This is a genomic window from Paenibacillus methanolicus (assembly GCF_008124765.1).
Lineage (GTDB): Bacteria > Bacillota > Bacilli > Paenibacillales > Paenibacillaceae > Paenibacillus_Z > Paenibacillus_Z methanolicus.
On record NZ_VNHS01000015.1, the window covers coordinates 44,225 to 67,132 of the forward strand.

The window sequence follows — 22,908 nt, forward strand, 5'->3', positions numbered from 1 at the left end:
TTTGCCGTCAGGACGGTATCGGTCGCAAGGGAATCGAATCTCGCGTCGGCCTTCGCGGCGACGGCGGCCCCGGTCCGGTGATTCGGTCGAGTATTCGCGTCATGAACGATTCTCCGTCGATCCGCTCGAAGACGATTCCGCTCCTCCCGTCCGCCTCCGCCAGCCCGTACGGGCGCGGAACCGGCAAGCCGGCTTCCCATGCAAGCCTACAGTTTCGAAGCTCCCTGTTCAGCGCATGCAAATTGGTGTTGGGCTTGGCGAGCTTGATGATCTTCTCCGCGCCTTCCCACTCGTGCACGTCGGCGCAGGCGCCTTCCCCGATTTTTCGGCCCAGCCTTGTCTCCATCCGTATCGCTCCCTCGCTATTCATATCGTGCCGACAATCCTTCTTTCAATTACAGCATTTCATATATTTCGGTCAGCATGCCGCAAGTTTCCTATTGCCATCGTATAGGTTCGAGCCTGCCACTGCCAACAAAAAAGACCGCCCGCGTGGACGGTCGAGCTAATTAGTCGCGGAGGGCTGCGGCGCCCCCGCGGCGGCATCTTTCAGAATGCTCTGCAAGTGATAGGAAATCACTTGCATGACATCTTCCCGCCCGAGATGCTCGGGGAACGTCGCCAGGTGTACCACGAGCCCATCGACAAGCGCGTGCAATCGGCGCGTTTCCAAACCGGCGTCGACCCCCTCCCGCGTGAGCTTATGGGCGATTAACCGTTCCAGCGAACGCCGGAATCCGCTATATAAGCTGTCGAAGACTTCTCGGCTCAGTTCGCGAATGACGGGGTCGGATACCGCTTTGCCGGAGAAGGCGAGCCATACTTCCGCCTCCGACAGCCGCTCCTCGTCGAGCGGCACCAGCTCCGCCAGCACGAGCATCATGTCGTGGTAAGGCTGTCCGTTGAACGGGAGGCGGTCGATGCGGGCGTTGGCGCGTTCCGAGATCAGCCGCATGGAGAAGGCGATCAGCTCGTCCTGCGTAGGGAAATAGTGCCGCAGCGAACCGAGCGACATCCCGGCTTCTTCGGCCACGCGGCGTACCGAGAGACCGTCCAGCCCATCCTTGCGAATGACGCGCCAGGCCGCCTCGGCCAGTTCTTCTTTTCGTTGTTGGTGATCGACGATTTTAGGCATGCGATTATTATAACACAGTTGTATTTTAATACAAATGCGCTATAATGAATTTAAATGATACACATGTGCTAAAAAATAGGAGGGGTGATCCCATGGCCGCCATTATTATCGGCTGCGAAATCGCGTTCTGGGTGTTCGTGTTGGCCGGTCTGCTCTGTCGCTACGTCTTAAAAGCGAAGAAGCTTGGCGCCGCGCTGCTGCTCGCGACGCCGCTGATCGACGTCGCGCTGCTTATGGTCACCGTGCTGGATTTGAGAGACGGCGCGGTCGCGAGCACCGTCCACGGCATCGCCGCGATCTATATCGGCGTGTCGCTTGTCTACGGGCACAGTATGATCCGGTGGGCGGATGTCCGGTTCGCGCACCGGTTCGCCGGAGGCCCGGCTCCGGAGCGTCCGCCGGCCCACGGCCAGGCGCACGCGAGACGCGAAAGGATCGGCTGGGCGAAGCATTGCGTCGCATGGGCGATCGGCTGCGCGGTGCTGTATGCGATGGTGCTGTTGGTTGGCAACGAAGAGCGCACGTCGGCGCTTATGGGCATTCTTCGGTTCTGGTCGATCGTGCTGGCCATCGATTTTGCGTACAGCTTCAGCTTTACCCTGTGGCCCAAACGCGCGAAAGGAACCGCGTAACGTCAGGAAGAAAAAGGGACATTCGTCTGCGACATGCAAACGAATGTCCCTTTGTTTCGAAACGCGCCGCGCCGCATAGACGGCGTTAGCCGTTTCGCCTTATTTCCAAAAGACGGGGTAACGGCGATTCGGATCCAAATTGTTGAGCAGCAATGCGGCGGCGACGATGACGACCGAGCCGGCCAGAACGGGGGTGAGCAGGAAGCTCCAGCCGCTCCCGGCCAGAATGACGACGATCGGGTCGGCGCCGGCGGGCGGATGGGTCGTGCGCGTGACCATCATGAGACCGATCGCGAGGCCGACGCCAATGGCGAGACTAAGCGCGCCGCCGCCGATGAGATGATAGACGAGCAGCCCGACGAAGGTGGAGAGGAGATGGCCGCCGATAATATTGCGCGGCTGGGCGAGCGGCGATTCCCATAAGCCGAAAGCGAGGACGCAGCTGGCCCCGAACGGAGCCATGATCCAGGAGGCGGCCGACCATTCGGTCAGCAGGGCCAGCAGGCCGATGGCGGCGAACCCGCCGATGGCGCCGGCCAGCGCCGCGCGCGGGCGGACGACGGACGGGTTCGGCGCGCCGCCTTTCATTTTGCCAAGCATGGCGATAACGCGGGACATAGCCAAGCACGCTCCTTTTAATACATAGTTAACTAGGTATATATTAATATGTAATCAGGCGGTTTGCAAGGGAATACCAGTAAATTGGTTGTTATTCTCACATGCTTGCCGGCCTATCTGCGTGGTAAAATGAACATACAGCTAGTCGACTATGAAAAGAGGGAAAACCGTGAACCGCGAGTTGTCGTTAAAAGTGGATTCCCAGCTATCCTTTTCCGTAAACGTCCAAGTCAAAGAACAGCTCAAATGGCTCATCGGCATCGGTCTCATTCAGCCGGGCGACATGCTCCCCGCGGCCAATCAGCTGGCGGATGCGCTCGGCATTAACCGCAATACCGTCAATCTCGTCTACACGCAGCTCCGCGACGAAGGCGTGCTTAGCATCCAAAAGGGGCGCGGCACCCAGGTCGTGAGCGGACCGGTCGTCGCCAAGCTTAGGGAGAAACGCCAGCCGATGCACGAGCTGCTCGCGCGCACGATCGAGGAGGCCCGCTCGCAGGGCATCGCGTTGGAGGAGTTCTTCTTGGCGTCGCTCGCCTACACGCTGCTAAGCACGGACAAACCGCAGGAAAGGCGCCATATCGCGCTCGTCGAGTGCCGGGAGCATGATCATCTGTTCTATAGAGACGAGATCGTGCGCATTACGGGCGAAGCGGTCCACACGGTCTTCGTGGAGGATCTGCGCTCGGGACGCGAAGCGGTGGCCGAGTCCATCGGACGCGCCAATCTCGTCATCGCGACGCTCAATCACGCCGATGAGGTGAAGTCGCTGCTCGCGCCGTTCGATATCCCGGTCGAAGTGATCGGCGCGACGCTCGATCCGGCGGGACTGCTGCAGCTTGCCCGGCTGGAGGCCGGCACGCGCGTCGGCTTCGTGTGCCTCGGCCGATCCGGCGGGCAGTGGATGGCGACGCGCGTGGAGGAAGCGGGCATCACGCAGATCGTGCCAAGCGTCCTGGAGAATCGGGAGAAGGCCATGTCCGCCGACTTGATCGCGGACGCCGACCTCGTCTATGCCTCCGCCGCCGTCTACGAGCAGCTGCTCAAGGCGATCCCGGAGAAGGTGCGGCTCTATCCGATGCAGCTGGAGAAGAGCAGCCAGCGGATGCTGGAGGAGCTCGCCAAGGCCGGCGGCGAATCGCGTTGACGCGTTCGCGGACAGCGCAAAGAAGCATTCCGTCTTCAAGAGGAATGCTTCTTTTTTGCGCTTGCATCGCCTGCCGCATCGCTACCGCATTGCGCCTGCTTATATGTCCGCCAGCTCAAGCACGACCGGACAATGGTCGCTGCCCATAATGTCCGCGTCGATGCGAGCGTCCGTCAATTGCGGCACGAGCCGGTTCGAGACGAGGAAGTAGTCGATCCGCCAGCCGATATTCCGCTCGCGCACTTTGGCCATGTACGACCACCACGTGTACGCTCCTTCCCGGTCCGGGTAGAAATGGCGGAACGAGTCGGTGAAGCCGGCCGCGAGCAGCTCGGTCATTTTGCCGCGCTCCTCGTCCGTGAAGCCGGAGTTGCCGTAGTTGGACTTCGCGTTCTTCAGGTCGATCTCGGCATGGGCCACGTTCAAATCCCCGCAGACGATGACCGGCTTGCGGCTGTCGAGCGCAAGCAGGTAGGCGCGGAACCGATCCTCCCACTCCAGCCGGTACGGCAGGCGGGACAAATCGCGCTTGGCGTTCGGCGTATAGACGTTGACCAGATAGAAATCCTCGAATTCCATCGTAATCGTGCGACCCTCCGGCTCCTCGTTTTCCTCCAGCCCGTAGTAGACGGACAGCGGCTTGCGTTTGGTGAACACGGCGGTGCCCGAATAGCCCTTCTTCACCGCGTAATTCCAATACTGCCCGTAGGCGTCCCCGTGATCGAGGCAAATTTGCCCCTCCTGCAGCTTCGTCTCTTGCACGCAGAAGATATCCGCGTCCATCTCGTTAAAATAATCGTTGAACCCTTTATTGACGCAGGCGCGCAGCCCGTTGACGTTCCAAGATACCAATTTCATGCTCGCAACCACTCCTTGCCGGTTTTCTATGAAAATACTATTGGTAGTGTAGCATAGGTTTCTTCCTCCCGGCTTCGGGAAAAAGAAGGAGATGCGAACAAATCGGGAACGTTGGCGGCGGAAAGCCCGGCGGAAAGCGGGGGGTAAGTCATTCTGCAGACCGATTTACACTAAAACTATGAAACGATACCATAACCATGCAGTAGACTGGATGGGACTCTACCGAAAAGGCTTTCGATGGAAGGGCCGATCCAAGCGGCCATTCAAGCCGAACTAAAACTATGCATGGCGGTAGTTCTTCTTATTAATGGATTGGTTGACGATCAACGTTAGCAAAAAGGGGGAAGCGCGGTTGCTGCGTGTAGAGAACGTGTCCCATTCGTTCAAGAACGGGACGGAGATTACGCCCGTGCTCCGGTCGGTGCAGTTCACGGTAAATCAGGGCGAGATCGTCGCGCTGCTCGGCAGCTCGGGCTCGGGCAAATCGACGCTGCTCAACTTGATGGCCGGGCTCATGAAGCCGACCGAAGGCGCGATTTATATCGCCGATCATAACATCGTGCAGATGAGCGAGAATAAGCTGGCCGAGTTTAGACGGCGTCATATCGGCTTTATTTTTCAGGCGTACGAGCTGATCGATAATTTGACGGTGCGCGAGAACGTCGAGCTGCCGCTCGTCTTCCAGTCGGTGGCGCCCGGCATTCGCAAGCAGAAGGCGATGAAACTGTTGGAACAGGTCGGCATTCCGGACAAAGCGGAGCTGTTCCCCTCGCAGCTCTCCGGCGGCCAGCAGCAGCGGGTCAGTATCGCGCGCTCGCTCATTACCGAGCCGTCGGTCATCTTCGCGGACGAGCCGACGGGTAATTTGGACACGCGGACCGAAGAAGAAATTCTCGCCATTCTCAAGCAGCTGAACGAGACGCTCCGCACGACGTTCGTCATCGTGACGCACGAGCGGGAGGTTGCCCAGCAGACCCAGCACATCATTACGCTGCGGGACGGTAGGCTTATCACGGAACAGCTGGCGGAGACGGAAGCGGCTGCCGCGGCCGGAGGTGAGGGGCGATGAGAGTCCGCGATTTGACCCGGCTGTCCTGGGATCAGGTCCGGCGGCGGAAGGTCGTCACCGGCCTATGCGCGGCGGGGCTTTCGATCGGCTGCGCCGCGATCATCCTCGCCATGAGCATCGGGGAGTCGGCGCAGCAGTATATCGAGAACGAGATGAACAGTTTCTTCAAAATGGACGAGATTACCGTCTCTGCCAACGAGGGCGTTCGGAGCGGCAACCCGGCCGGCGGCGGAGGCGCGCAGGCGGACAGCGACGAGCTGGACCGCGGCAAGCTGACCAGCCAGAAGGTCGAGGTCATCCGCAGCCTGCCGCATGTGGTGGCCGTCGCCCCCTTCGAGCAGCTGGGGTACATGGATATGCAGACGACCGACGGACGCAAGTCGTACGTGGAGGTCATCGGTACGGATTTGGCCACGCTGGAACCGTTCGACAAGACGTTCATGCAGGGCGGGCCGAGCGATCTGCCCGGCGCGGTCGTGCTCAGCTACGGCGGCACGCTGGGCCTGGCGGACGAGGAGACGCGGCAGAAGCTGCTCGACCAGCTGTCGCAAAATCCGTACGACGAGAACTTGCAGGAGCAGTTCGAGAAGCTCGAGCGGGTGCCGGCCGCGCTGTATCAGCGGCAGATTCAGCTGAAGAGCTACAATCCGCAAGGCGGGCAAGCGAAGCCGAGCTCGCCGCTGCAGGTGGCCGGCGTGCTGAAGAAGCCCGCGGGCGTAAGCGAGAACATGCTGGTGAACGACAAGAAGGCGTACGTGTCGCTGGAGACGGCCGAGCAGCTCAGGCGCGAGTTCGGCATGCAGACGGGGACGAGCGCCGGCCAATCGTACAATTCCGTGCTGGTGAAGGTCGACAGCCAGGATAACATCAAGGCCGTCGAGCAGCAGATTCAGAAGCTGACGCTTGCGACCATGACCAATTTGCATCAGAAGGAACGGCTGGCCGACCAGTTCAAAATATTGAAGGCGGTCGCGCTCGGCGGCGGCGTCTTCATCCTGATCATCGCCTCGATCTCGATCGTCGTCGCCATGACGATGTCGACCTACCAGCGGCGGCGACAAATCGGGATCATGAAGGTGCTTGGAGCCAACCTGGCGCAAATTCGCAATATGTTCATCGTCGAAGCCGGCTTGCTCGGGTTCCTGGGCGGCTTGCTCGGCGTGCTGTTCTCGTACTGGATCGTATGGGGGATCAACGCACTCATTAATAAGCTGGCGGATGCCCAAGACGCGGTCGTCATCTTCATCCCGCTGGCGGCGATCCCGGTCGGCATGGCGTTCGCGATCGTGACAGGCATCATATCCGGCATTTATCCGGCCATTAGCGCTTCGCGCACGGACGCGCTGACGGCCATTCGGCGAGAGTAGACGGCGCATAGACGCTTTAGAGGGGAGCAAGGGCAATGAAACGGACGATAAAATGGCTGATCATCGGCATCGTGCTGGTCGGCATCAGCGGCGGACTCTACATGGTCTCGCGGCCGCCCGCGCAGCCGATGGACGGCATGGCGGATTCGCAGGCGATTACCTTCGAGGTGACGCGAGAGACGATATCGAACACCGTCGAAGTGAAGGGCAAGTCGCTCTATGAGCAGGAGACGTCGGTGTATGCGCCGTTCGGCTCCGAAGTGACGAGCTGGAACGTGGCCGACGGTCAGCAGGTGAAGCAGGGCGACGTGTTGTTCCGGCTGGACCGGAGCGCGCTGCAGAACGAGATCACCCAGGAGGAAGCCAGTCTGCGCAAGGCTAGCCTGGAATCCGAGCTGCAGGCGTATGTCGCGCAGCTGGACGAGGAGGAGACGGGGGTCGGCATTACCGAGACGCAGCGCAAGCGCGCCCATGCGAACGAAGAGATGGCCCGGCTGACGCGCGAGCTGAACGACGTGACCGCGTCCATCCAGCGGGGCACCTTGGCGGAGAAGAAGGAGCTGGTGAGGAAGGCCGATTACCGGTCCCCGGCCGGCGGAATTTTCCTGTACGAATCGGCGGGCAAGCGGCCGCAGGCGGTGACGGATAACCAGTACATCGGCAAAATCGTCGACCTGGACAAGCTGCAGTTCATCGCGCTCGTCGGCGAACAGGACGTCTTCCGGATCAAGCCCGGCATGGCGGTAGCCGTGAAGATGAACGCGAAGAAGGAGCTGAAGCTCGAAGGCAAGGTGCTGCGCGTCTCGAAGTTCGCCAAGACGGGCACGGATCAGAACAACATCGACCAGGCCGCCCAGTTCGAAGTCGTCATCAGCTTGGCTCCGAACGAATATTTGATCGCCGGTCTCAGCTTGAACGGCCAGATCGAGACCGAGCGCAAGGAGAACGTCACCGTCGTGCCGACGATCGCGGTCATGCGCGAGAACGACAAGTCTTACGTCATGCTGGACCAAGGCGTTGGCGCGGCAGAGCGTCGCGACATCGAGGTCGGCATGGAAACGCCGGAGAAGACCGAAGTGCTGAAGGGCTTGGAGCCGGGCGACAAGGTCGTGCTTCAGTAAAAGCAAGGATACGAACCGCTCACGAAGCGGCTGCGCGAATGAAATCGCGCGGTCGCTTTTTTGCGCTTCGCGCGGCATGATGCGAAGAGGGCGCGGCACGACGGTATTCGACACTTTGCGCCGCCCGTCGTCGGGATGTAAATGTTCCGTAAAAACCAGACAAGTTTTTACAATAACTTTCGTTGCCCATGTTGGTCTTGTGCGTTATATTTTTCTCGCAACCACACAAACGGTCATTAAACTTAAATAAGTAGTCAACTGGAATGATCGGATTGAGAGACATCGGTCATTGCAAAGCCGGCGTTCACGGTAGCGCGCAGATACAGAGCCATATTTGGGGAGGATGAGGGGAATGAAGGGGAATCATATGAAGGCGGTCAAGCTGTCCGCGATTGTATTGGCGGGCGGACTACTGCTAGCGGGGTGTTCGTCGAGCGGGGATGAAGCGGCGAATGCGAATGCGAATGCGAATGCGAATGCCGGTTCCGAGGCGTCCGGCAATCAAGCCGCGTCCGGCAACGAGGCGGCGAACGAGGATAATCCGTCGATCGAACAATTGGCGCCGCTGGCGGAGCAAGAAGGCAAGCTGAGCAGCGTCGGCATGCCGGATTCCTGGGCGAACTGGAAAGATACGTGGGCGGATTTGAAGAGCAAATATAAGATCGAGCATACCGATACGGACATGTCGAGCGCGGAAGAGTTGGCCAAATTCGAGGCGGAGAAGAATAGCCCGCCGGATATCGGCGATGTCGGCATCGCGTTCGGCCCGCTGGCCGAGGAGAAGGGCTTGACGATGAAATATAAGACGCCGTTCTGGGACGAGATTCCGGATTGGGCGAAGGACGACGATGGCGATTGGATCGTCGGTTATACCGGTTCGATCTCCTTCCTATGCAACAACACGCTCGTGGACCAATGCCCGACGAGCTGGGCGGACGTGAAGGCCGGCGCGTACAAGGTCGCGGTAGGCGACGTGACGAAGGCGGCGCAGGCGCAGCACGCGGTGCTCGCGGCCGCGCTCGCGTTCGGCGGGGACGAGAAGAACCTGCAGCCGGGGCTGGATTTCTTCGCGGAGCTGGCCAAGCGGGAGCGCATCTCCAAGGTGGAGCCGAGCGTGCCGAACATTCAGAAGGGCGAAGTGGAAGTCGCGCTGCTGTGGGACTTCAACGCGCTCGGTTACCGCGACCAGATCGATGCGGCCAAGTTCGACGTGCATATCCCATCGGAAGGCAGCGTGATCAGCGGCTACGCGACGGTCATTAACGCAAATTCCAAAAATCCGAATGCGGCGAAGCTGGCGCGCGCTTATATTCTGAGCGACGAAGGTCAGATCAACCTGGCCAAAGGATACGCGAGACCGATCCGCGATAGCGTGAAGCTGCCGGACGACGTGAGCAGCAAGCTGATCGGCGGCGAGGAATATGCGAACGCGAAGCCGATCCAGGACTTCAAGGCGTGGGAGAACGCCCTTAAGGAGCTGCCGAACGCATGGTTAGAGCAGGTGCAAGCCAACGTAAAATAATGCTGCTGGCGCTGCTGCCGTTCGTGATATGGGTCAGCGCCTTCGAACTGGTTCCCATCGGCCGCATGCTGATGATGAGCTTCCAGGATAGCGACGGCCAAGGGTTTACCCTTGGCCATTACGTCAAAGGGCTGAGCGGCCCGATCTATGTGCAGGCGTTGACCAACAGCCTGCGCATTGCGCTTCTCTCGAGCGTTATCGCGATATTCGTCGCGTTGTTTTGCGCGTACGCCATCACCCGGTATACGACGCGCATGCGGGATACGCTGCTCATGCTCACGAACATGATCGGCAACTTCGCCGGGGTGCCGCTTGCGTTCGCGTTCATGATTCTAATGGGCAACAACGGCGTCTTCACGATCATCGCGCGGGAATTCGGCTTCGACTCGTTCGGCGCCTTCGATCTGTATTCGGAGCTGGGCTTGACGCTCATCTACGTTTATTTTCAAGTGCCGCTGGCGGTTATGCTGCTCTATCCGGCTTATTACGGCATTCGGGAGGAGTGGCGGGAAGCGGCCGCGGTGCTGGGCGCCTCGGCGTACCGGTTCTGGCGGCACATCGGCATCCCGATGCTGCTCCCTTCGATCGTCGGCACCTTCGGCATGCTGTTCGCCAACGCGCTCGGGGCCTACGCGACGGCGTACGCGCTTACGGGCTCGATTTACAATTTGCTCTCGGTCCGCATCTCGGCGCTCGTCTCCGGCGACATCTTTCCGAACTTCGAACTAGGCAGCGCCTTGGCCGTAATCCTTGCGGCGATCATGCTGTCGGCGATTCTGCTGAACGAATGGATGAGCCGGCTGTCGAGAAGGAGGGGGTTGTGATGGAGCGCGGCAAGCTGTGGCCTGGTTCCGTCGTCGCGCTGCTGCTCGTCTATCTGTTCCTGCCGATCGCCGCGACGCTGCTGTTCTCGTTCGCCAAACAGTGGCAGTCCGAGCTGCTACCGGACGCGTACACGCTGGCGTGGTACAAGCAGATTTTCACCGACGTCCGGTTTCTGGAGGCCATCGGGCGAAGCGTCTTCATCGGCGTCGTCAGCGTGGCGCTGTCGCTGCTTGTGCTCGTGCCCGCGATTTTCGTGCTCGCCGTCTACTTTCCGAAGTGGGAGCGGGCGATGCAAGCGGCCGCGCTGCTGCCGTTCGCCTTCCCGCCGGTCGTCTCGGCCATCGGCCTGATGAAGCTGTATTCCAGCGGTCCGCTGCCGATTACCGGCACGCCGTGGATCTTGATCGGGGTCTATCTCACGATCGTGCAGCCGTACATTTATCAAAGCGTGAGGGGCAGTCTGCGCACGATCCGGGCGGGCGAGCTGGTGGAAGCGGCGGAGATGCTCGGGGCCGGAAGGTGGACCGCGTTTCGCCGGGTCATCCTGCCGAATATTTTGCCGGGCACGATGGTGGCCGCGCTGCTGTCGTTCTCGATTATTTTCGGCGAGTTCGTCATGGCCAAGATGCTCGTTGGCGGCGAGTACGAGACGGTGCAGATGTATTTGTATAACGAGATGAAATCGACCGGCCAGACGGCGAGCGCGGTCGTCATCGCGTATTTCGCGCTTATTCTGGTCCTATCCGGCCTTACGCTGAAGCTCGGGCGCTGGAAGCCGGGCAGAGGACGCCGTCAGACGCAAAGGAGGAATCGTCATGAGCTTCGTTCGGATCGGGAACGTGCGGAAGGCTTATCAGCAGCAGCCGGTGCTGAACCGGGTCCATATTGAGATCGGGGAGGGCGAGCTGGTGACGCTGCTCGGACCGTCCGGCTGCGGCAAAAGCACGCTGCTGCGGGCGATCGCGGGGTTAACCTCCATCGACGAGGGATCGATCGAGATCGGGGGACGCGACGTAACGGCGCTGCCGCCGAAGGCGCGTCAGGTGGGCATGGTGTTCCAATCCTACGCGCTCTTCCCTAATATGACCGTGTTCGAGAACATCGCCTTCGGGCTGAAAATGGACGGCATGAAGCGCGCCGACTATACGCCGCTCGTGGAGGAGATGATCGGCATTATCGCGCTCGAGGGGATGGAGGACCGGTACCCGGCTCAGCTCTCGGGCGGTCAACAGCAGCGCGTCGCGCTCGGCCGGGCGCTCGTGAAGCGCCCGAAGGTGCTGCTGCTCGACGAGCCGCTCAGCGCCTTGGACGCGCAAATCCGGCGCAGTCTGCGCGGGGAAATTCGCGCTATCCAGCGCAAGCTTCGCATGACGACCGTATTCGTGACGCACGATCAGGAGGAAGCGCTGACGATCTCGGATCGCATCATCGTCATGAACCGGGGAGGCATCGAGCAGGAAGGCGCGCCGGAGGACATCTACGCGGCGCCCGCGACGGAGTTCGTCAGCCGGTTCATCGGCAGCTACAACGTCTGGGAGCGGACGCGGCTGTCGGACGCGGGCCTTGCCGGCTGGCCGCCGGGCGAGTTGTTCGCGGTCCGGCCGGAGGCGATCGTCATTCGGCCGGCGTCGGAGGAGCCGGCCGGCGCGGAGTCGTCGTGCATCGTCGTGAGCGGCCGAGTGGGGAGCATCTCCATCCTCGGCAGCATCAAGCGGTTCGAGGTCGATGCGGGCGCGCTCGGGACCGTGACGGTCGATGCGCTGCATGACGCGCATTCGCGGCGGCTGCAGGAAGCGGCGGACGTGAAGCTGTATATTCCGCGCGAGGCGTGCAGCCCGCTTCGGAAGAGTTCTTAGCCTGCGAGAAGAAAGGCCGGCGGCCGTCATGGGCATCATGAGGGCCGCCGGCTTGTTCGCGTTTATGCGAGGCCGGCCGCTGTGAAGGCGGCTGCCTCCTCGGTGCTCGACCGCGGCGCTTAACGCGCCAACTTTAACAGATCGGCCGCGCCCGTGAACGTTGCGGTATTATAGAGCATCAGGACGTTCGTAATGCTGTGCTCCTTCATATACCCATCGACGCTGCCGTTATAATAGCGCATATCCACTACATGCAGCTCCGCGACGTCCTGCGCCAGGAACGGAATGACACTATGCGCATACGAATCTTTGATGACGAGCAGTTTGTCCAGCTTTCGTTCCTGTTTCGCCAGATCGCTCTTGATCGTCATGAGCGCATGGACGCCGCCGAGAAAATACGAATACTGATCTTTCTTCTTCAAATAAGCGGGCGCATATAAGCTTCCCGACGTATCTCCGGTATCGGCAACCGTGACTTCGACGCTTACGGGATGCTTGGGCACATACGCTTGGATGGTATCGGGGGTAATGCCGCTGAACTGCCCACGCGTATGAAAGCTGCCGAGGAACGAGGCGGATACGTCGCGAACGTCGAAACCCGTCTCGGGCCGAGGCGTCCAGCCCATCCGCTCGCTGGAAGCCCGGTAAGCCAGATAGGCGCTGTAGGTCGTCCAGTGGTGGTCAGTCCGGTAGTAGATTGGCTTCTCCGCGGCCGGCGCGAGAACATCAAACCCGTCCACGAATGCCAGGCTGTCCCTGAGCTGATCGCCGATGTATCGGTTCACTTCCGTCTGCGGATAGCTGACTGCTTTCCAAGGCAGGCGATCCGGGTAGACGCCGATCGAGGTCGGGGCGAGCAGGAAGGTAAGCCGCGATTCAAGATGCCGCCGAGCGAATGCCTGCACCGCCGCGAGCTGCGCGTCCAGCTTGGTCCAGTCCGGCTCCGCGAATTTCTCGAACAGGTAGCCGTCTTTTCCTTTGTAAATGCCGTTGTTCTCCAGCTGCAGCCGCAGCTGCTCCAGCGACGATTTGGCCCACACCCACCGGTCCCGAAGCGGAAAATGATCGGTTACGTATTCCTCGGCCTCATCCGCGAACGTCTTATCCTTCACTTTGCTCCACGACAGCTCTGGCCAAGCCTGCAGCGGCCGGTTCTCCGTCTCCGAGAATGTCCGGCCGGGCAGGATCAGGTAGAGGGCGGGCATGACGGCCAGCGCCGCCAGAAAACCCGCGACGAGGAGCCGGTCCGCGCGCGGGGACGGTCGGGCGGCAGAGCGTGTTTCCGCGGCGAGACCCGTGTTCGCCGTCCTTCCCGCTTGCTTATCCGAACTTTCGGATGTCATCGATACGCCTCCTTTGCCGCTAGAAACGGAAGTATAGGAACGGATTGAACGTGGCATCGACCAAATAGGCGATCGACATGAGCCACAACGCGCCATAGCCGAATAGCTGCACCGCCGCCGCTTGATGCCGCAGCCGGATGCGGGCCGGCATGGAAGCCGCCGCGAGGAGGGCGAGCAGCACCGCGTTCGTATACAGCAGATACAGCGTCTCGTCGTTCCACGGCGGGGCTCCGTTCGCGCCGAACATCGCGCTTAGGTAACCGGTGACGCCGCTCAGCTCGTCGAAAGCGAACAGCACCCAGCCGATCAAAATGAGCAGGAGCGCATACGCATGCCGCATCCAGCGCGGGGAGCGGGACAGCAGCGCGAGCAGGAACCATTTCTCGGCCATGAGAATCAGGCCGAAATACAGCCCCCACAGCAGGAAATTCCAGCTTGCCCCATGCCATATACCGGTTAGCAGCCAGACGGTCATAATATTGCGCGATTGGATCCGCGGTCCGCGCCGGTTGCCGCCGAGCGGGATGTAGACGTAGTCCCGGAACCACGTGCTAAGCGAAATATGCCACCGCCGCCAGAAGTCCGTGATGCTTTGCGCCATGTACGGCAGGTTGAAATTTTCGTTGAACCGGAAGCCGAACATTAGCCCCAGGCCGATCGCCATATCCGAATAGCCGCTGAAGTCAAAGTAGATTTGAAACGCGAACGCGACGATGCCCAGCCATGCCGTCGCGGCGGGCAGCGTGTCGGCATGGCTGGCCGATACCGTCGCCCAGAGCAGCCCGATATTATTGGCGAGCAGCACCTTTTTGGCCAAGCCGATAATGAAGCGGCGCACGCCCTCCGCGAACATGGACGCATCTATGGTACGGTGCCGGATCTGTTCCGATACGGTGCCGTAATGGATGATCGGACCGGCGACGAGCTGCGGGAACAGCGCGACGAACGTCGCGAAGTCCAGCCAGTTGCGCTGGGCTGGGGCGGTGCGCCGGTAGATGTCGATGATGTAGGACATCGACTGGAAGGTGTAGAACGAGATGCCGATCGGCAGCGGCAAATCCGTCTTCGGGATGTCCGTGGCGAGCAGCGCGTTCGCGTTATTGATGAGGAAATCCGCGTATTTGAAAAAGCCGAGCAAGCACAAGTTCACGATGATCGAGCCGGCTACGATGGCTTTGCGCCGGTAATCGGGCGTGCGTTCCCGGTCGAGCGCGAGGCCGAACAAGTAGTCCATGACGGTCGAGAACAGCATCAGGACGATGTAGACCGGCTCGCCCCACGCGTAGAAGAGAAGGCTTGCGGCGAGCAGAATCGCATTCTTGGCCTGCCTTGGCGCGCCATAATACAGCACTAGCACGGCGGGCAGGAAGGCGAACAGGAACAGCAGGCTGCTGAAGACCATGCGGCGTTACTTCTTGGCGAAGAACGATTCGAACGTGTCCTGCGGCTGCTGCGAATCGTCGGCGATGAAGAAGCCGACGTATTGGCCTTTCGCGACCAACTTATAGTTTTTAGCGTTCTCGTACTGGTCGGGTAGATAGGTTTCGAACGACTTTTGCACGTCGGCCGCACGTTGTTTGATCGCGTCCATGACGGTCTGCACGTCCTTCTCGTCCTTCACCTTGACCACCGCAATCTCGTTCGTCTTCACGTTCATGAGGGGGACGCGGATTGTGAATTCTTCCAGGAGCGCCGGGTCCAGGTGGTAGAGGTTCTGAATCTCGTTCTCGGTCAGATCGACGAGCGGGGGCTGTTCGCCTTGTTTCGCCAGCTTGTCGGCCATCTCGACGGTCGTCATGCCGGGGTCGGCTGCCGCTTCCTCGCCGTCGTTATTCGAACAAGCGGTTAACAGCAGGGTGGCCAATACAACGAGTACAAGTGCGAAATAGCTTTTTTTCATCATGTTTCTCATCTCCAATGTGGGTTTGGTTGTGTTGTCAGGTATGTTTGACGGGAGCGGGCTGGATAATGTTGCAGGGCAATAGTTTTCCAAGTATCCCCTAGCTTCGAGGGCAGTATGTATGGCGGGCGATTCGCATTCTGAAGAGGTGCGCTATGCATAGTCTGGGGTAGGGAGAACGGGGACGCAGGCAGCGGGGTTATTGACACTGATAATCAGTATCATTTAGAATTGAGCGTATACAAATGTATGCGTTTATTGTTTCATAAGCTGTCGACCAGCCATTCAACAAGATCAAACGACCGTCAGCGTGGCTGATTTTGCAGCATTCATATTATTCGCGGAGGTGCGCGCATGTTAATTCAAACGAGACAGATTATGATCGAGAAAGGCAATGCCGAGCAGGTGGTCGAACGGTTCAGCAAGGAGAGCCCGATCGAGGGCATGCCGGGCTTCATCGACCGGACCGTCATGGTGAACAAGCGCGCCAAGGACCAGGAGGAAGTGCTCGTCATGATCCGCTGGGAGTCCGAGGAAGCGTGGAAGAACTGGGAGAAGAGCGACGTGCATATCCAGGGCCACCGCCAGAGCGCGGGTCAGCCGAAGCCGGAATTCGTCATCAGCACCACCGTCAGCATGTACGAGGTGAAGACGGTACGCGGCGGCACGGCGAACGTGTAACCGGCCAGTTGGGCCAAATTGCTTCATACAGGAAAGAGAAGAACCCCCGAACTCGCTTTTGCGGTGAGGACGGAGGTTCTTTTTGCGGTCTGTCATCGGAATTCGGCCGGGATGCGGACCGTGAACGTGCTCCCTTCCCCCGGCGCGCTCTTGACGCGGATCGTGCCGCCGCACGCATCCGTAATCTGTTTGGCGATGGCAAGCCCCAGCCCGTGGCCGCCGTGCTGGCGGGTGCGGGCTTTGTCTTCGCGGTAGAACCGCTCGAAAATTCTCGCCTGATCCTCGGCCCGAATGCCGACGCCTTGGTCGGCGACGGAGAGGATGACGGCGCGCTGCTGGCGCGACCGCTCTTCGGCGATCGTCACTTGGACGGGGCTTGCGGACGGGGAATATTTCAGCGCGTTGTCGAGCAGAATGACCAGCAGTTGGGATAGCCGCTGCTCGTCCCCGTAGACCGGCAGAGGCTCCGGCGCATGGAAGGCGAGCGTCATCGATTTGGCTTCGAACAACGGCGTCATGCCTTGCACCGTCCGCTCCGCGGCGACTCGCAGGTCGAACCGTTCCAGCCGCAGCTGCGCCGCGCCCGAATCGTTTCGGGCCAAGTACAGCAGGTCGCCGACCAAGCGCGTCATGCCCTTCACTTCCTCCTTCATATGCCCGAGCGTCCGCTCGGCGAATCGCGCCTCTTCTTTCTTATCCGCCGAAGGCGGAGCGCTTATGCCGAGCGCTTCGATCGACGCGAGCAGCACGCTGAGCGGCGTTCGCAGCTCATGCGAAGCATCGGCGACGAATTCGCGCTGGCGCGCAAGCGACCGCTCGATCGGCGCCATCGCCCGTCTGGACATCAAGTGGCTGACGTACACGGCCGCGATCGAGAAGACGAGCGTCAGGCCGCCCAGCACGAACGCCGCGCTGCGCAGCATGCGCTCCTGCGAGGAGATGTCGATGCCGACGAATAACGTCCCGACTTCCCGTCCGCCCGCGGTCATCGTCCGGCTGGCGACGAGGTAGGGCGTGCGCTCGCCACCCTCCTGATAGGCGTCCCGATCCCGGCGGATCCGGCTCTCCGCCCGGAGCTCGACGACGCGGGATTCGTCCTCGCCGGCGGTCCACTGCCGGAACGACTGGAGCGCTTGCTCGCGAAGTCCGTTTTGATTCTCATCCCCGAACAAGAGGCTGCCTTGGGCGTCGATCCAATAATAGAACGCCTGATCGCCGCCGACCGCGAAATAGTCGTCTTTCTCCGCCATGAAGCCTTTGCCCCTCGTATTGCCGCCGTGCTCGTCAATGAGCCGGAATTCGTCTTCCAACAGCGCCTGGATTTGGCTCTCCTGCTCGCTGCGCGCCGACGCCTCCAGCAGCGAATACGCCGCCCCCGCGAACAAGCCGAGCAGCAGGAGCAGCAGCAGGCTGTACTGCGCGGTGAGCCGCCATCTTGCCCGGCGGATGATATCCCCGGCATGTTCCTTCTTGCGCCAGCCGATCCGCTTACGCATGGATGCGGTACCCGACGCCGCGGACGCTCTGGATGAGCCCTTTCTGCCCGGCCAGCTCCAGCTTCTTGCGCGCGAGCTTGACGGTCGCGTCGATGACCTTCAGGCTGACGTCGGAATCGTAGCCCCAGATGCGGTCGAGAATGAGCTCGCGGGTGAGCACCCGTCCCCGGTTGACGGCCAGCAGGTCCACGATTTGGAATTCTCTCGGCGTGAGCAGTATCCGCTGCTCGCCCAGCTGCACCTCATGGCTGCTCCGGTTCAGCCGCATCGGTCCGAGCTGCACCGTATCTTCCACTAACGGCGCGAAATTGCGGCGGGTCAACGCGCGAACCCTCGCCAGCAGCTCGTCGATCTCGAACGGCTTCACGAGGTAATCGTCGGCCCCCGCATCGAGGCCCGCGACCCGATCCTGCACCGTGTCCCGGGCGGTCAGCATGAGAATCGCGCCGGCATACCCAGCCTGGCGCAGTCTTCGGCACACCGTCGCCCCGTCGCCCTCCGGCATCATCCAGTCGAGCAGCACCACGTCGTACGCCGCGGCCGTCGCGTAATCGTACGCCTCTTCGCCGGTCATGACCCAGTCGATCCGGCCGCCGGTCTTGACGCCCATCATATGCACGATCAATTCGCCCAGACGAATATCGTCTTCCGCTAATAGTAGGTTCATTATCGAACGCCTCGCTTTCCGCCTATGCGTGTGGCACTACCATAACAGGACAAGCTGAAATCAAGCTGAAAGAAACCTGACCGCCGCATGAATGTTTCGTTTCACCGTTTTTTCACCAAACGCTTGTAACCTAGGGTTGTACGAAACGCCAAGGAGGTGAGAACGAATGAAATCCGCGGGATGGAAAATGCTGAAATGGCCGCTGCTCGCGGGGCTGGTCGTGGTCGTGCTGGTCATCTGCTCCGGTTGGACGCACGGCGGCATGCACGGGCCAAGAGGCGGGCACGAGGCCGGGTTCGGCCGCGGCGGCAGCCCGTTCTTGGGCGGGGGCTCTCGCATCGAGCAAGGAATTCGAGGCGGGCAAGGCGGAGGCTTCTCCTTCGCGCACCTGCTGCTGAAGATCGGCGTGCTGCTGATCGGCGCGGCGCTGCTGGCGAAAGGCAAGTCCGTGTTGAAATGGGGCGGCGCCCTCATCGCGTTGTTAGCGCTCTGGTCGCTGCTGTCGTTCTGGACGATCGCCATCACGGCGCTTGCGATCGCGGCTTACGTCTACATGCGCAGAAGAACGACATCGAACGATCCACTTGAGTTAACGGCTTCGGCGGAATGGCTTGCGCCGTCGCCGGCGCACAATCAAGTCCACATACTCGATCAATGGGAACGGCAACTCGATAAGGAGGCGAACAACTAATGGGTATCTTCAAAAGAGTGAAAACGATCGTGCAGTCCGACGTGCACGGCTTTCTGGATAAGGCGGAAGATCCGATCAACATGGTGAAGCAGTACATTCGCGAGCTGGAGGAGCAGCTGGATCGCGCTGTGCAGGCGCTGTCGCTGCAGCTGCTGGCCGAGCGGAAGCATGCCGCGCTCATTGAGCAGACCGAAGCGCTGCTGGCCAAGCGCAGCCGTCAGGCGGAGCTGGCCGTCGACCGCGAGGAGGACGCGATCGCGACGATCGCGATCCGCGAGAAGCTCATCCACCAGGAGCGGCTTGCGCATTACCGCAGCCAATACCAATCGCTGCAGGAACAGACGGCTCAGCTGCGCGAGCAGATCGAGCAGATGAAACATACGTACGACGCCCTGCAGGCGAAGAAGCATTACCTGATCTCCCGGATGCAGGCGGCGCAAGCGATGGAGCGTGCCAGCAGCACGCTGAACGCGTTCGATCCGAACCAAGCGGCGCGCGGCTTCGCCCGCATGGAGGAGAAAGTGTGGCAGCTGGAAGCGTCCGCCACGGCGCGCAAACAGGCGCAAGGGCAGTGGGGTTCCGCGGCTGCCGCCCGTCTGGACGGCTTCGAGGACAATGTGAAGCTGGAGCTCGACGCGATGAAGCAGCAGCGCAAGGAAAGCGCGCAAGGTTAACGGGGATTCGAGTCAGGAAGCTTGGATGCGTCATGGTCGCTCGGGCCCGGCTGCGCTGCAGCCGGTCGGGCAAGATCGCCGCGCCGTCGCTATCTTTGCGGGGGACAATACCGCAGCAGGGGACGACGCGAGCAGGAGTCCCGTTTGCAACGGCCAACAACCCGATTCGGCCGCAACGGTCTCCGGCGGCTGACGCGCGGATAAGCGTTCAGACTGGCGCGACGAGATCTTCCTCGCGGCGCCGCATGCACGGCATTCCAACCGAGATTGGCTCCGGGAATGCCGTGTTTTTTGCGTTGCGGTCCGGCATAACGGGTAATAACCCTCCTAAGGTAAAAGGCAGAAGGAGGGTTCTCCCATGTTATTTTCCCATGTGGTGACGGCATTCGACGGATCGGTCCAAGCTTGGCGGGCGTTGGAATACGCCATCAAGCTGGCCGAGAACGGACTGGCGGAGCGGCTGAGCGTCGTTCATGTGTACAACGTGCCCTATATGGTCGTGCCCGAAGCGACGATCTACGCGCCGGCCGAGCTGCAGAAGGAGATGTACGACCGGGCCGAAGCGCTGCTGGCCGAAGCCGGCAAACGGACGGCGCATCTGCTCCATGCCAAGCTTGAGCTGATGCAGGGCAGCCCGGCCGACAGTCTGCTGCAGTATGCCGATAAGCACGGCGCCGCGCTCATCGTCATCGGCAGCCGGGGTCTCGGCGGCCTGCGGGAGTTCATGATGGGCAGCGTCAGCCACAACGTGGTGCAGCATGCGTCGGTGCCCGTGCTCGTGATTAAGTAAGCGCGTACGGACTTCGAGGTTTGACTGCCTCCGTGGAGCTAACGACCGCGCGTTCGGAGCGGTACGCGCTGCGGAGGTCCTGGGGTTCGACGCGGTTAATACGGTAAGCCTTGGCGCCCTCGTCTTCGGACGGGCGCACAAGGTTTTTTTGCATGTCTTCGAACGAATCGGATATGAATGCGCTTACGCGATTAATGTCGAATTTGGTCTAACTTTTTGCCTCATTTTGTCGAATTGGGGAATACTGAGCATTCTCTTTAAAATCATTATCCACTATAATAGAGCTAACATCAGGATTTAGGCGACTGGAGCGGATAAGGTCATGCATCACATGCAGGGGGAATATAACAACTGGATCATTGCGCTGTCCTTCTTCATTGCGATGGCTGCATCCTACTCTGCTTTTGATTTGGCAGGTAAAATCTCCCGAGTATCGGGCAGAAGCCGGACGATATGGCTGGCCATCGGCTCGTTCATTATGGGCGCCGGCGTTTGGTCGATGCATTTCGTCGGCATGATGGCTTTTCACCTCGGCGTCAACGTGCAATACAATGTATGGACGACCGCCGCCTCCATGATCTTCTCCATTGGCGCCTCGTTCATCGCATTTCGCGTCACGTCGCTCACGAATATAAGCTACTGGCGGCGCATTTTCGCCGGCTTATATATGGGCGCGGGCATCGTGGGAATGCATTACACCGGCATGGCGGCTATTGAAGAACCCGTCATCGTGACGTACAACGCGTCGATGGTGGCGCTGTCGGTCGGCATTGCGGTCGGCGCTTCCTATGCGGCGCTCTTTTTGTTCAGCAAATTGAGCCGCGTGCAAGGCTTTTCTTATTGGAAGCTGATCTGTTCCGTCGTCATGGGACATGCCGTGTGCGGCATGCACTATACGGGCATGATGGCGACGAATTTCCAGATGAGCGCTGACGCCTTGGCGGTCCATCATGCCGTCGGCGATTCTCCCCCTCAGTTTTTGATGCTGATAACGGTCGTTATGGCGACCTTCCTCATTTTGGCGATCTCGGCAGGCTTCATGTTTTTCGACCGCACGGTGCTGGAGCGCATGGCGTACTACGACGCGCTGACCGGCCTGCTCAACCGCCACCGCCTGCTGCACTATTTCGAAACTTCCTTTACGGGTAAAGAAACGGGCTTTCTGCTTTTTCTCGATTTGGACCGCTTCAAGAACGTCAACGATACGCTCGGGCACGATGCCGGCGACATTGTCATTAAGGAAACGGCGGAGCGGCTGAAATTGACGGTGACGGGCGACCAGACCGTGTTCCGGCTGGGCGGGGACGAATTCCTCGTGGCCTCGGCCAAAGGTTCGAAGGACGACGCCTTGGAGCTGGCGGGGAATATCGTCCGCGTGCTGCGCAAGCCGATGGATGTCGCGGGCAGCGAAATCCATTTGACGATCAGCGTGGGCATCAGCTTGGCGCCCGATCACGGCACCGACCGGACGGCGCTGCTCAAGACCGCGGATATGGCCCTCTATCAGGCAAAGGAGCTGGGGCGCAACCAATACCGGTTGTTCGACGAGGAAATCGACCGCCAGTACGTGCGTCGGATGGAGCTGGAGCGGGATTTGCGCAAGGCGCTTGCCAACGAGGAATTGTTCGTCTGCTATCAGCCGAAATGGGACGCCAAGGAGAATCGGCTTATCGGGCTGGAGGCGCTCATGCGTTGGCGGCATCCGGAGCTCGGACTCGTGTCGCCGGCGGAGTTTATTCCCATCGCCGAAGAAACCGGGCTGATCGTGCCGATGACGCGTTGGATGCTTCGCGACGTATGCGCGCAGAATCGGAATTGGCAGAAGCGCCGGATGGCGAACGTTCGGATATCGGTGAACATGTCGATTCGCGTGTTCGAAGGCGGCGCGCTGGCGCAGATGGTGCATGATGCGCTGGAATCTTCGAATCTGGATCCGTCGCTGCTCGAGCTGGAGATTACCGAGTCGATCGCGATGCAGGAAGTGGCGGATACCGTGGAGCAGCTGCAGCAGCTGCGCGCGCTGGGCGTCCATGTATCCATGGACGACTTCGGGACGGGATACTCCTCGCTAGGCAGTCTGGACGAGCTCCCGATCGACGTCTTGAAGATCGACCAGTCGTTCGTTCGCCAGAGCGCCATGGAATCGAAGCAGGCGATTATTAGCACGATTATCGCGATCGCGGGCCACTTGAAGCTGCAAGTCGTCGCCGAGGGCGTCGAGACGCAGGAGCAGATCGAGTTTCTGCTCTCGCGCGGGTGCAGCATCATGCAGGGCTATTACTACGGCAAGCCGATGGACACGAAGAGTATCGAACAATGGTTTATGGACAATCAGGTGAGCGGCCAGCTCATGCGCGTGAAATAAAATAAGTAGGCAGGAAGGGCTATTGGACGCAAGAGGACGACTCTTGGGGCCGATGGCTTTTTTTGTATCCCTATCCACCCGGGAAACCTTTGGGAAATTCCCAATCCTTCATATCGACTACAGTTGGAATATGATAGAATTAGCGCTAGGT

General features: G+C 60.3%; 23 protein-coding genes. 14 read left to right on the forward strand and 9 right to left on the reverse strand.

Going from position 1 to position 22,908, the window contains the following annotated elements:
- Window positions 1-7: 7 nt before the first annotated feature.
- Window positions 8-346 carry a phosphotransferase gene (locus BCM02_RS35540; RefSeq protein WP_187434506.1) on the reverse strand — a complete coding sequence of 113 codons (339 nt, stop codon included), beginning with the start codon at window positions 344-346 and terminating at the stop codon, window positions 8-10.
- Between the two features lie 159 nt (window positions 347-505).
- A complete protein-coding gene (locus BCM02_RS31320) occupies window positions 506-1,135 on the reverse strand; it encodes a TetR/AcrR family transcriptional regulator (RefSeq protein ID WP_148933067.1) in 630 nt (209 codons plus the stop codon).
- A 92-nt stretch (window positions 1,136-1,227) separates the two neighbouring features.
- Here BCM02_RS31320 and BCM02_RS31325 point away from each other — a divergent pair, with 92 nt between their 5' ends.
- Window positions 1,228-1,767: a hypothetical protein gene (locus BCM02_RS31325; RefSeq protein ID WP_148933068.1), complete on the forward strand. Its 540-nt coding sequence runs from the start codon at window positions 1,228-1,230 to the stop codon at window positions 1,765-1,767.
- A 99-nt stretch (window positions 1,768-1,866) separates the two neighbouring features.
- On the opposite strand, the gene BCM02_RS31330 is transcribed toward BCM02_RS31325, so the two are convergent.
- Window positions 1,867-2,385 (reverse strand): HPP family protein, encoded by a 519-nt coding sequence (locus tag BCM02_RS31330; RefSeq protein ID WP_148933069.1) that lies wholly within the window; start codon window positions 2,383-2,385, stop codon window positions 1,867-1,869.
- Window positions 2,386-2,554: 169 nt separating this feature from the next.
- Between BCM02_RS31330 and BCM02_RS31335 the strand changes: the two genes are divergently transcribed.
- A complete protein-coding gene (locus BCM02_RS31335) occupies window positions 2,555-3,532 on the forward strand; it encodes a GntR family transcriptional regulator (RefSeq protein ID WP_187434507.1) in 978 nt (325 codons plus the stop codon).
- Window positions 3,533-3,631: 99 nt separating this feature from the next.
- On the opposite strand, the gene BCM02_RS31340 is transcribed toward BCM02_RS31335, so the two are convergent.
- Entirely contained in the window at window positions 3,632-4,390 is a 759-nt protein-coding gene (locus BCM02_RS31340) for an exodeoxyribonuclease III (RefSeq protein ID WP_148933071.1), read from the reverse strand.
- Between the two features lie 352 nt (window positions 4,391-4,742).
- Here BCM02_RS31340 and BCM02_RS31345 point away from each other — a divergent pair, with 352 nt between their 5' ends.
- The 7 genes from BCM02_RS31345 to BCM02_RS31375 all read left to right on the forward strand — a co-directional run bounded on the left by BCM02_RS31345 (window position 4,743) and on the right by BCM02_RS31375 (window position 12,150).
- Window positions 4,743-5,459: an ABC transporter ATP-binding protein gene (locus BCM02_RS31345; RefSeq protein ID WP_148933072.1), complete on the forward strand. Its 717-nt coding sequence runs from the start codon at window positions 4,743-4,745 to the stop codon at window positions 5,457-5,459.
- A complete protein-coding gene (locus BCM02_RS31350) occupies window positions 5,456-6,826 on the forward strand; it encodes an ABC transporter permease (protein ID WP_148933073.1) in 1,371 nt (456 codons plus the stop codon). Before BCM02_RS31345 ends, BCM02_RS31350 begins: the two co-directional genes overlap by 4 nt.
- 35 nt (window positions 6,827-6,861) lie before the next feature.
- Window positions 6,862-7,947, forward strand: coding sequence for an efflux RND transporter periplasmic adaptor subunit (locus BCM02_RS31355; protein WP_148933074.1), 1,086 nt, complete (start codon window positions 6,862-6,864; stop codon window positions 7,945-7,947).
- A gap of 352 nt (window positions 7,948-8,299) precedes the next feature.
- A complete protein-coding gene (locus BCM02_RS31360) occupies window positions 8,300-9,469 on the forward strand; it encodes an ABC transporter substrate-binding protein (protein WP_246183637.1) in 1,170 nt (389 codons plus the stop codon).
- Window positions 9,436-10,293 carry an ABC transporter permease gene (locus BCM02_RS31365; protein ID WP_246183638.1) on the forward strand — a complete coding sequence of 286 codons (858 nt, stop codon included), beginning with the start codon at window positions 9,436-9,438 and terminating at the stop codon, window positions 10,291-10,293. Before BCM02_RS31360 ends, BCM02_RS31365 begins: the two co-directional genes overlap by 34 nt.
- The gene (locus tag BCM02_RS31370; RefSeq protein ID WP_148933075.1) at window positions 10,293-11,183 is read left to right on the forward strand and encodes an ABC transporter permease; all 891 of its coding nucleotides are present in this window, start codon (window positions 10,293-10,295) and stop codon (window positions 11,181-11,183) included. The genes BCM02_RS31365 and BCM02_RS31370 overlap by 1 nt, the downstream gene beginning before the upstream one ends.
- Window positions 11,110-12,150, forward strand: a complete 1,041-nt coding sequence (locus BCM02_RS31375) for an ABC transporter ATP-binding protein (RefSeq protein ID WP_148933076.1) — start codon at window positions 11,110-11,112, stop codon at window positions 12,148-12,150. The genes BCM02_RS31370 and BCM02_RS31375 overlap by 74 nt, the downstream gene beginning before the upstream one ends.
- A 119-nt stretch (window positions 12,151-12,269) precedes the next feature.
- On the opposite strand, the gene BCM02_RS31380 is transcribed toward BCM02_RS31375, so the two are convergent.
- The 3 genes from BCM02_RS31380 to BCM02_RS31390 are packed head-to-tail and all read right to left on the reverse strand — an operon-like array spanning window position 12,270 to window position 15,396.
- Entirely contained in the window at window positions 12,270-13,493 is a 1,224-nt protein-coding gene (locus tag BCM02_RS31380; RefSeq protein ID WP_148933077.1) for a DHHW family protein, read from the reverse strand.
- A gap of 19 nt (window positions 13,494-13,512) precedes the next feature.
- Window positions 13,513-14,895 carry an MBOAT family O-acyltransferase gene (locus BCM02_RS31385; RefSeq protein ID WP_148933078.1) on the reverse strand — a complete coding sequence of 461 codons (1,383 nt, stop codon included), beginning with the start codon at window positions 14,893-14,895 and terminating at the stop codon, window positions 13,513-13,515.
- A gap of 6 nt (window positions 14,896-14,901) precedes the next feature.
- Window positions 14,902-15,396 carry a DUF4358 domain-containing protein gene (locus tag BCM02_RS31390; RefSeq protein WP_246183639.1) on the reverse strand — a complete coding sequence of 165 codons (495 nt, stop codon included), beginning with the start codon at window positions 15,394-15,396 and terminating at the stop codon, window positions 14,902-14,904.
- A gap of 351 nt (window positions 15,397-15,747) precedes the next feature.
- Between BCM02_RS31390 and BCM02_RS31395 the strand changes: the two genes are divergently transcribed.
- Window positions 15,748-16,074, forward strand: coding sequence for an antibiotic biosynthesis monooxygenase (locus BCM02_RS31395; RefSeq protein WP_148933079.1), 327 nt, complete (start codon window positions 15,748-15,750; stop codon window positions 16,072-16,074).
- 92 nt (window positions 16,075-16,166) lie between these two features.
- Here the strand turns inward: BCM02_RS31395 and BCM02_RS31400 are convergent, their stop codons facing one another.
- Complete coding sequence (locus tag BCM02_RS31400) at window positions 16,167-17,570, reverse strand: sensor histidine kinase (protein WP_148933080.1); 1,404 nt, start codon at window positions 17,568-17,570, stop codon at window positions 16,167-16,169.
- Entirely contained in the window at window positions 17,563-18,237 is a 675-nt protein-coding gene (locus BCM02_RS31405; protein WP_148933081.1) for a response regulator transcription factor, read from the reverse strand. Before BCM02_RS31405 ends, BCM02_RS31400 begins: the two co-directional genes overlap by 8 nt.
- A 166-nt stretch (window positions 18,238-18,403) precedes the next feature.
- On the opposite strand from BCM02_RS31405, the gene BCM02_RS31410 reads away from it, so the two are divergent.
- The 4 genes from BCM02_RS31410 (at window position 18,404) to BCM02_RS31425 (ending at window position 22,757) form a co-directional block, all read left to right on the forward strand.
- Window positions 18,404-18,928 (forward strand): hypothetical protein, encoded by a 525-nt coding sequence (locus BCM02_RS31410; RefSeq protein WP_148933082.1) that lies wholly within the window; start codon window positions 18,404-18,406, stop codon window positions 18,926-18,928.
- On the forward strand, window positions 18,928-19,602 hold the full coding sequence (locus BCM02_RS31415; RefSeq protein WP_148933083.1) for a PspA/IM30 family protein: 675 nt from the start codon (window positions 18,928-18,930) through the stop codon (window positions 19,600-19,602). The genes BCM02_RS31410 and BCM02_RS31415 overlap by 1 nt, the downstream gene beginning before the upstream one ends.
- A 358-nt stretch (window positions 19,603-19,960) precedes the next feature.
- Window positions 19,961-20,392: a universal stress protein gene (locus tag BCM02_RS31420; RefSeq protein WP_148933084.1), complete on the forward strand. Its 432-nt coding sequence runs from the start codon at window positions 19,961-19,963 to the stop codon at window positions 20,390-20,392.
- Window positions 20,393-20,714: 322 nt separating this feature from the next.
- Window positions 20,715-22,757 carry a bifunctional diguanylate cyclase/phosphodiesterase gene (locus tag BCM02_RS31425; protein WP_246183640.1) on the forward strand — a complete coding sequence of 681 codons (2,043 nt, stop codon included), beginning with the start codon at window positions 20,715-20,717 and terminating at the stop codon, window positions 22,755-22,757.
- Window positions 22,758-22,908 lie beyond the last annotated feature (151 nt).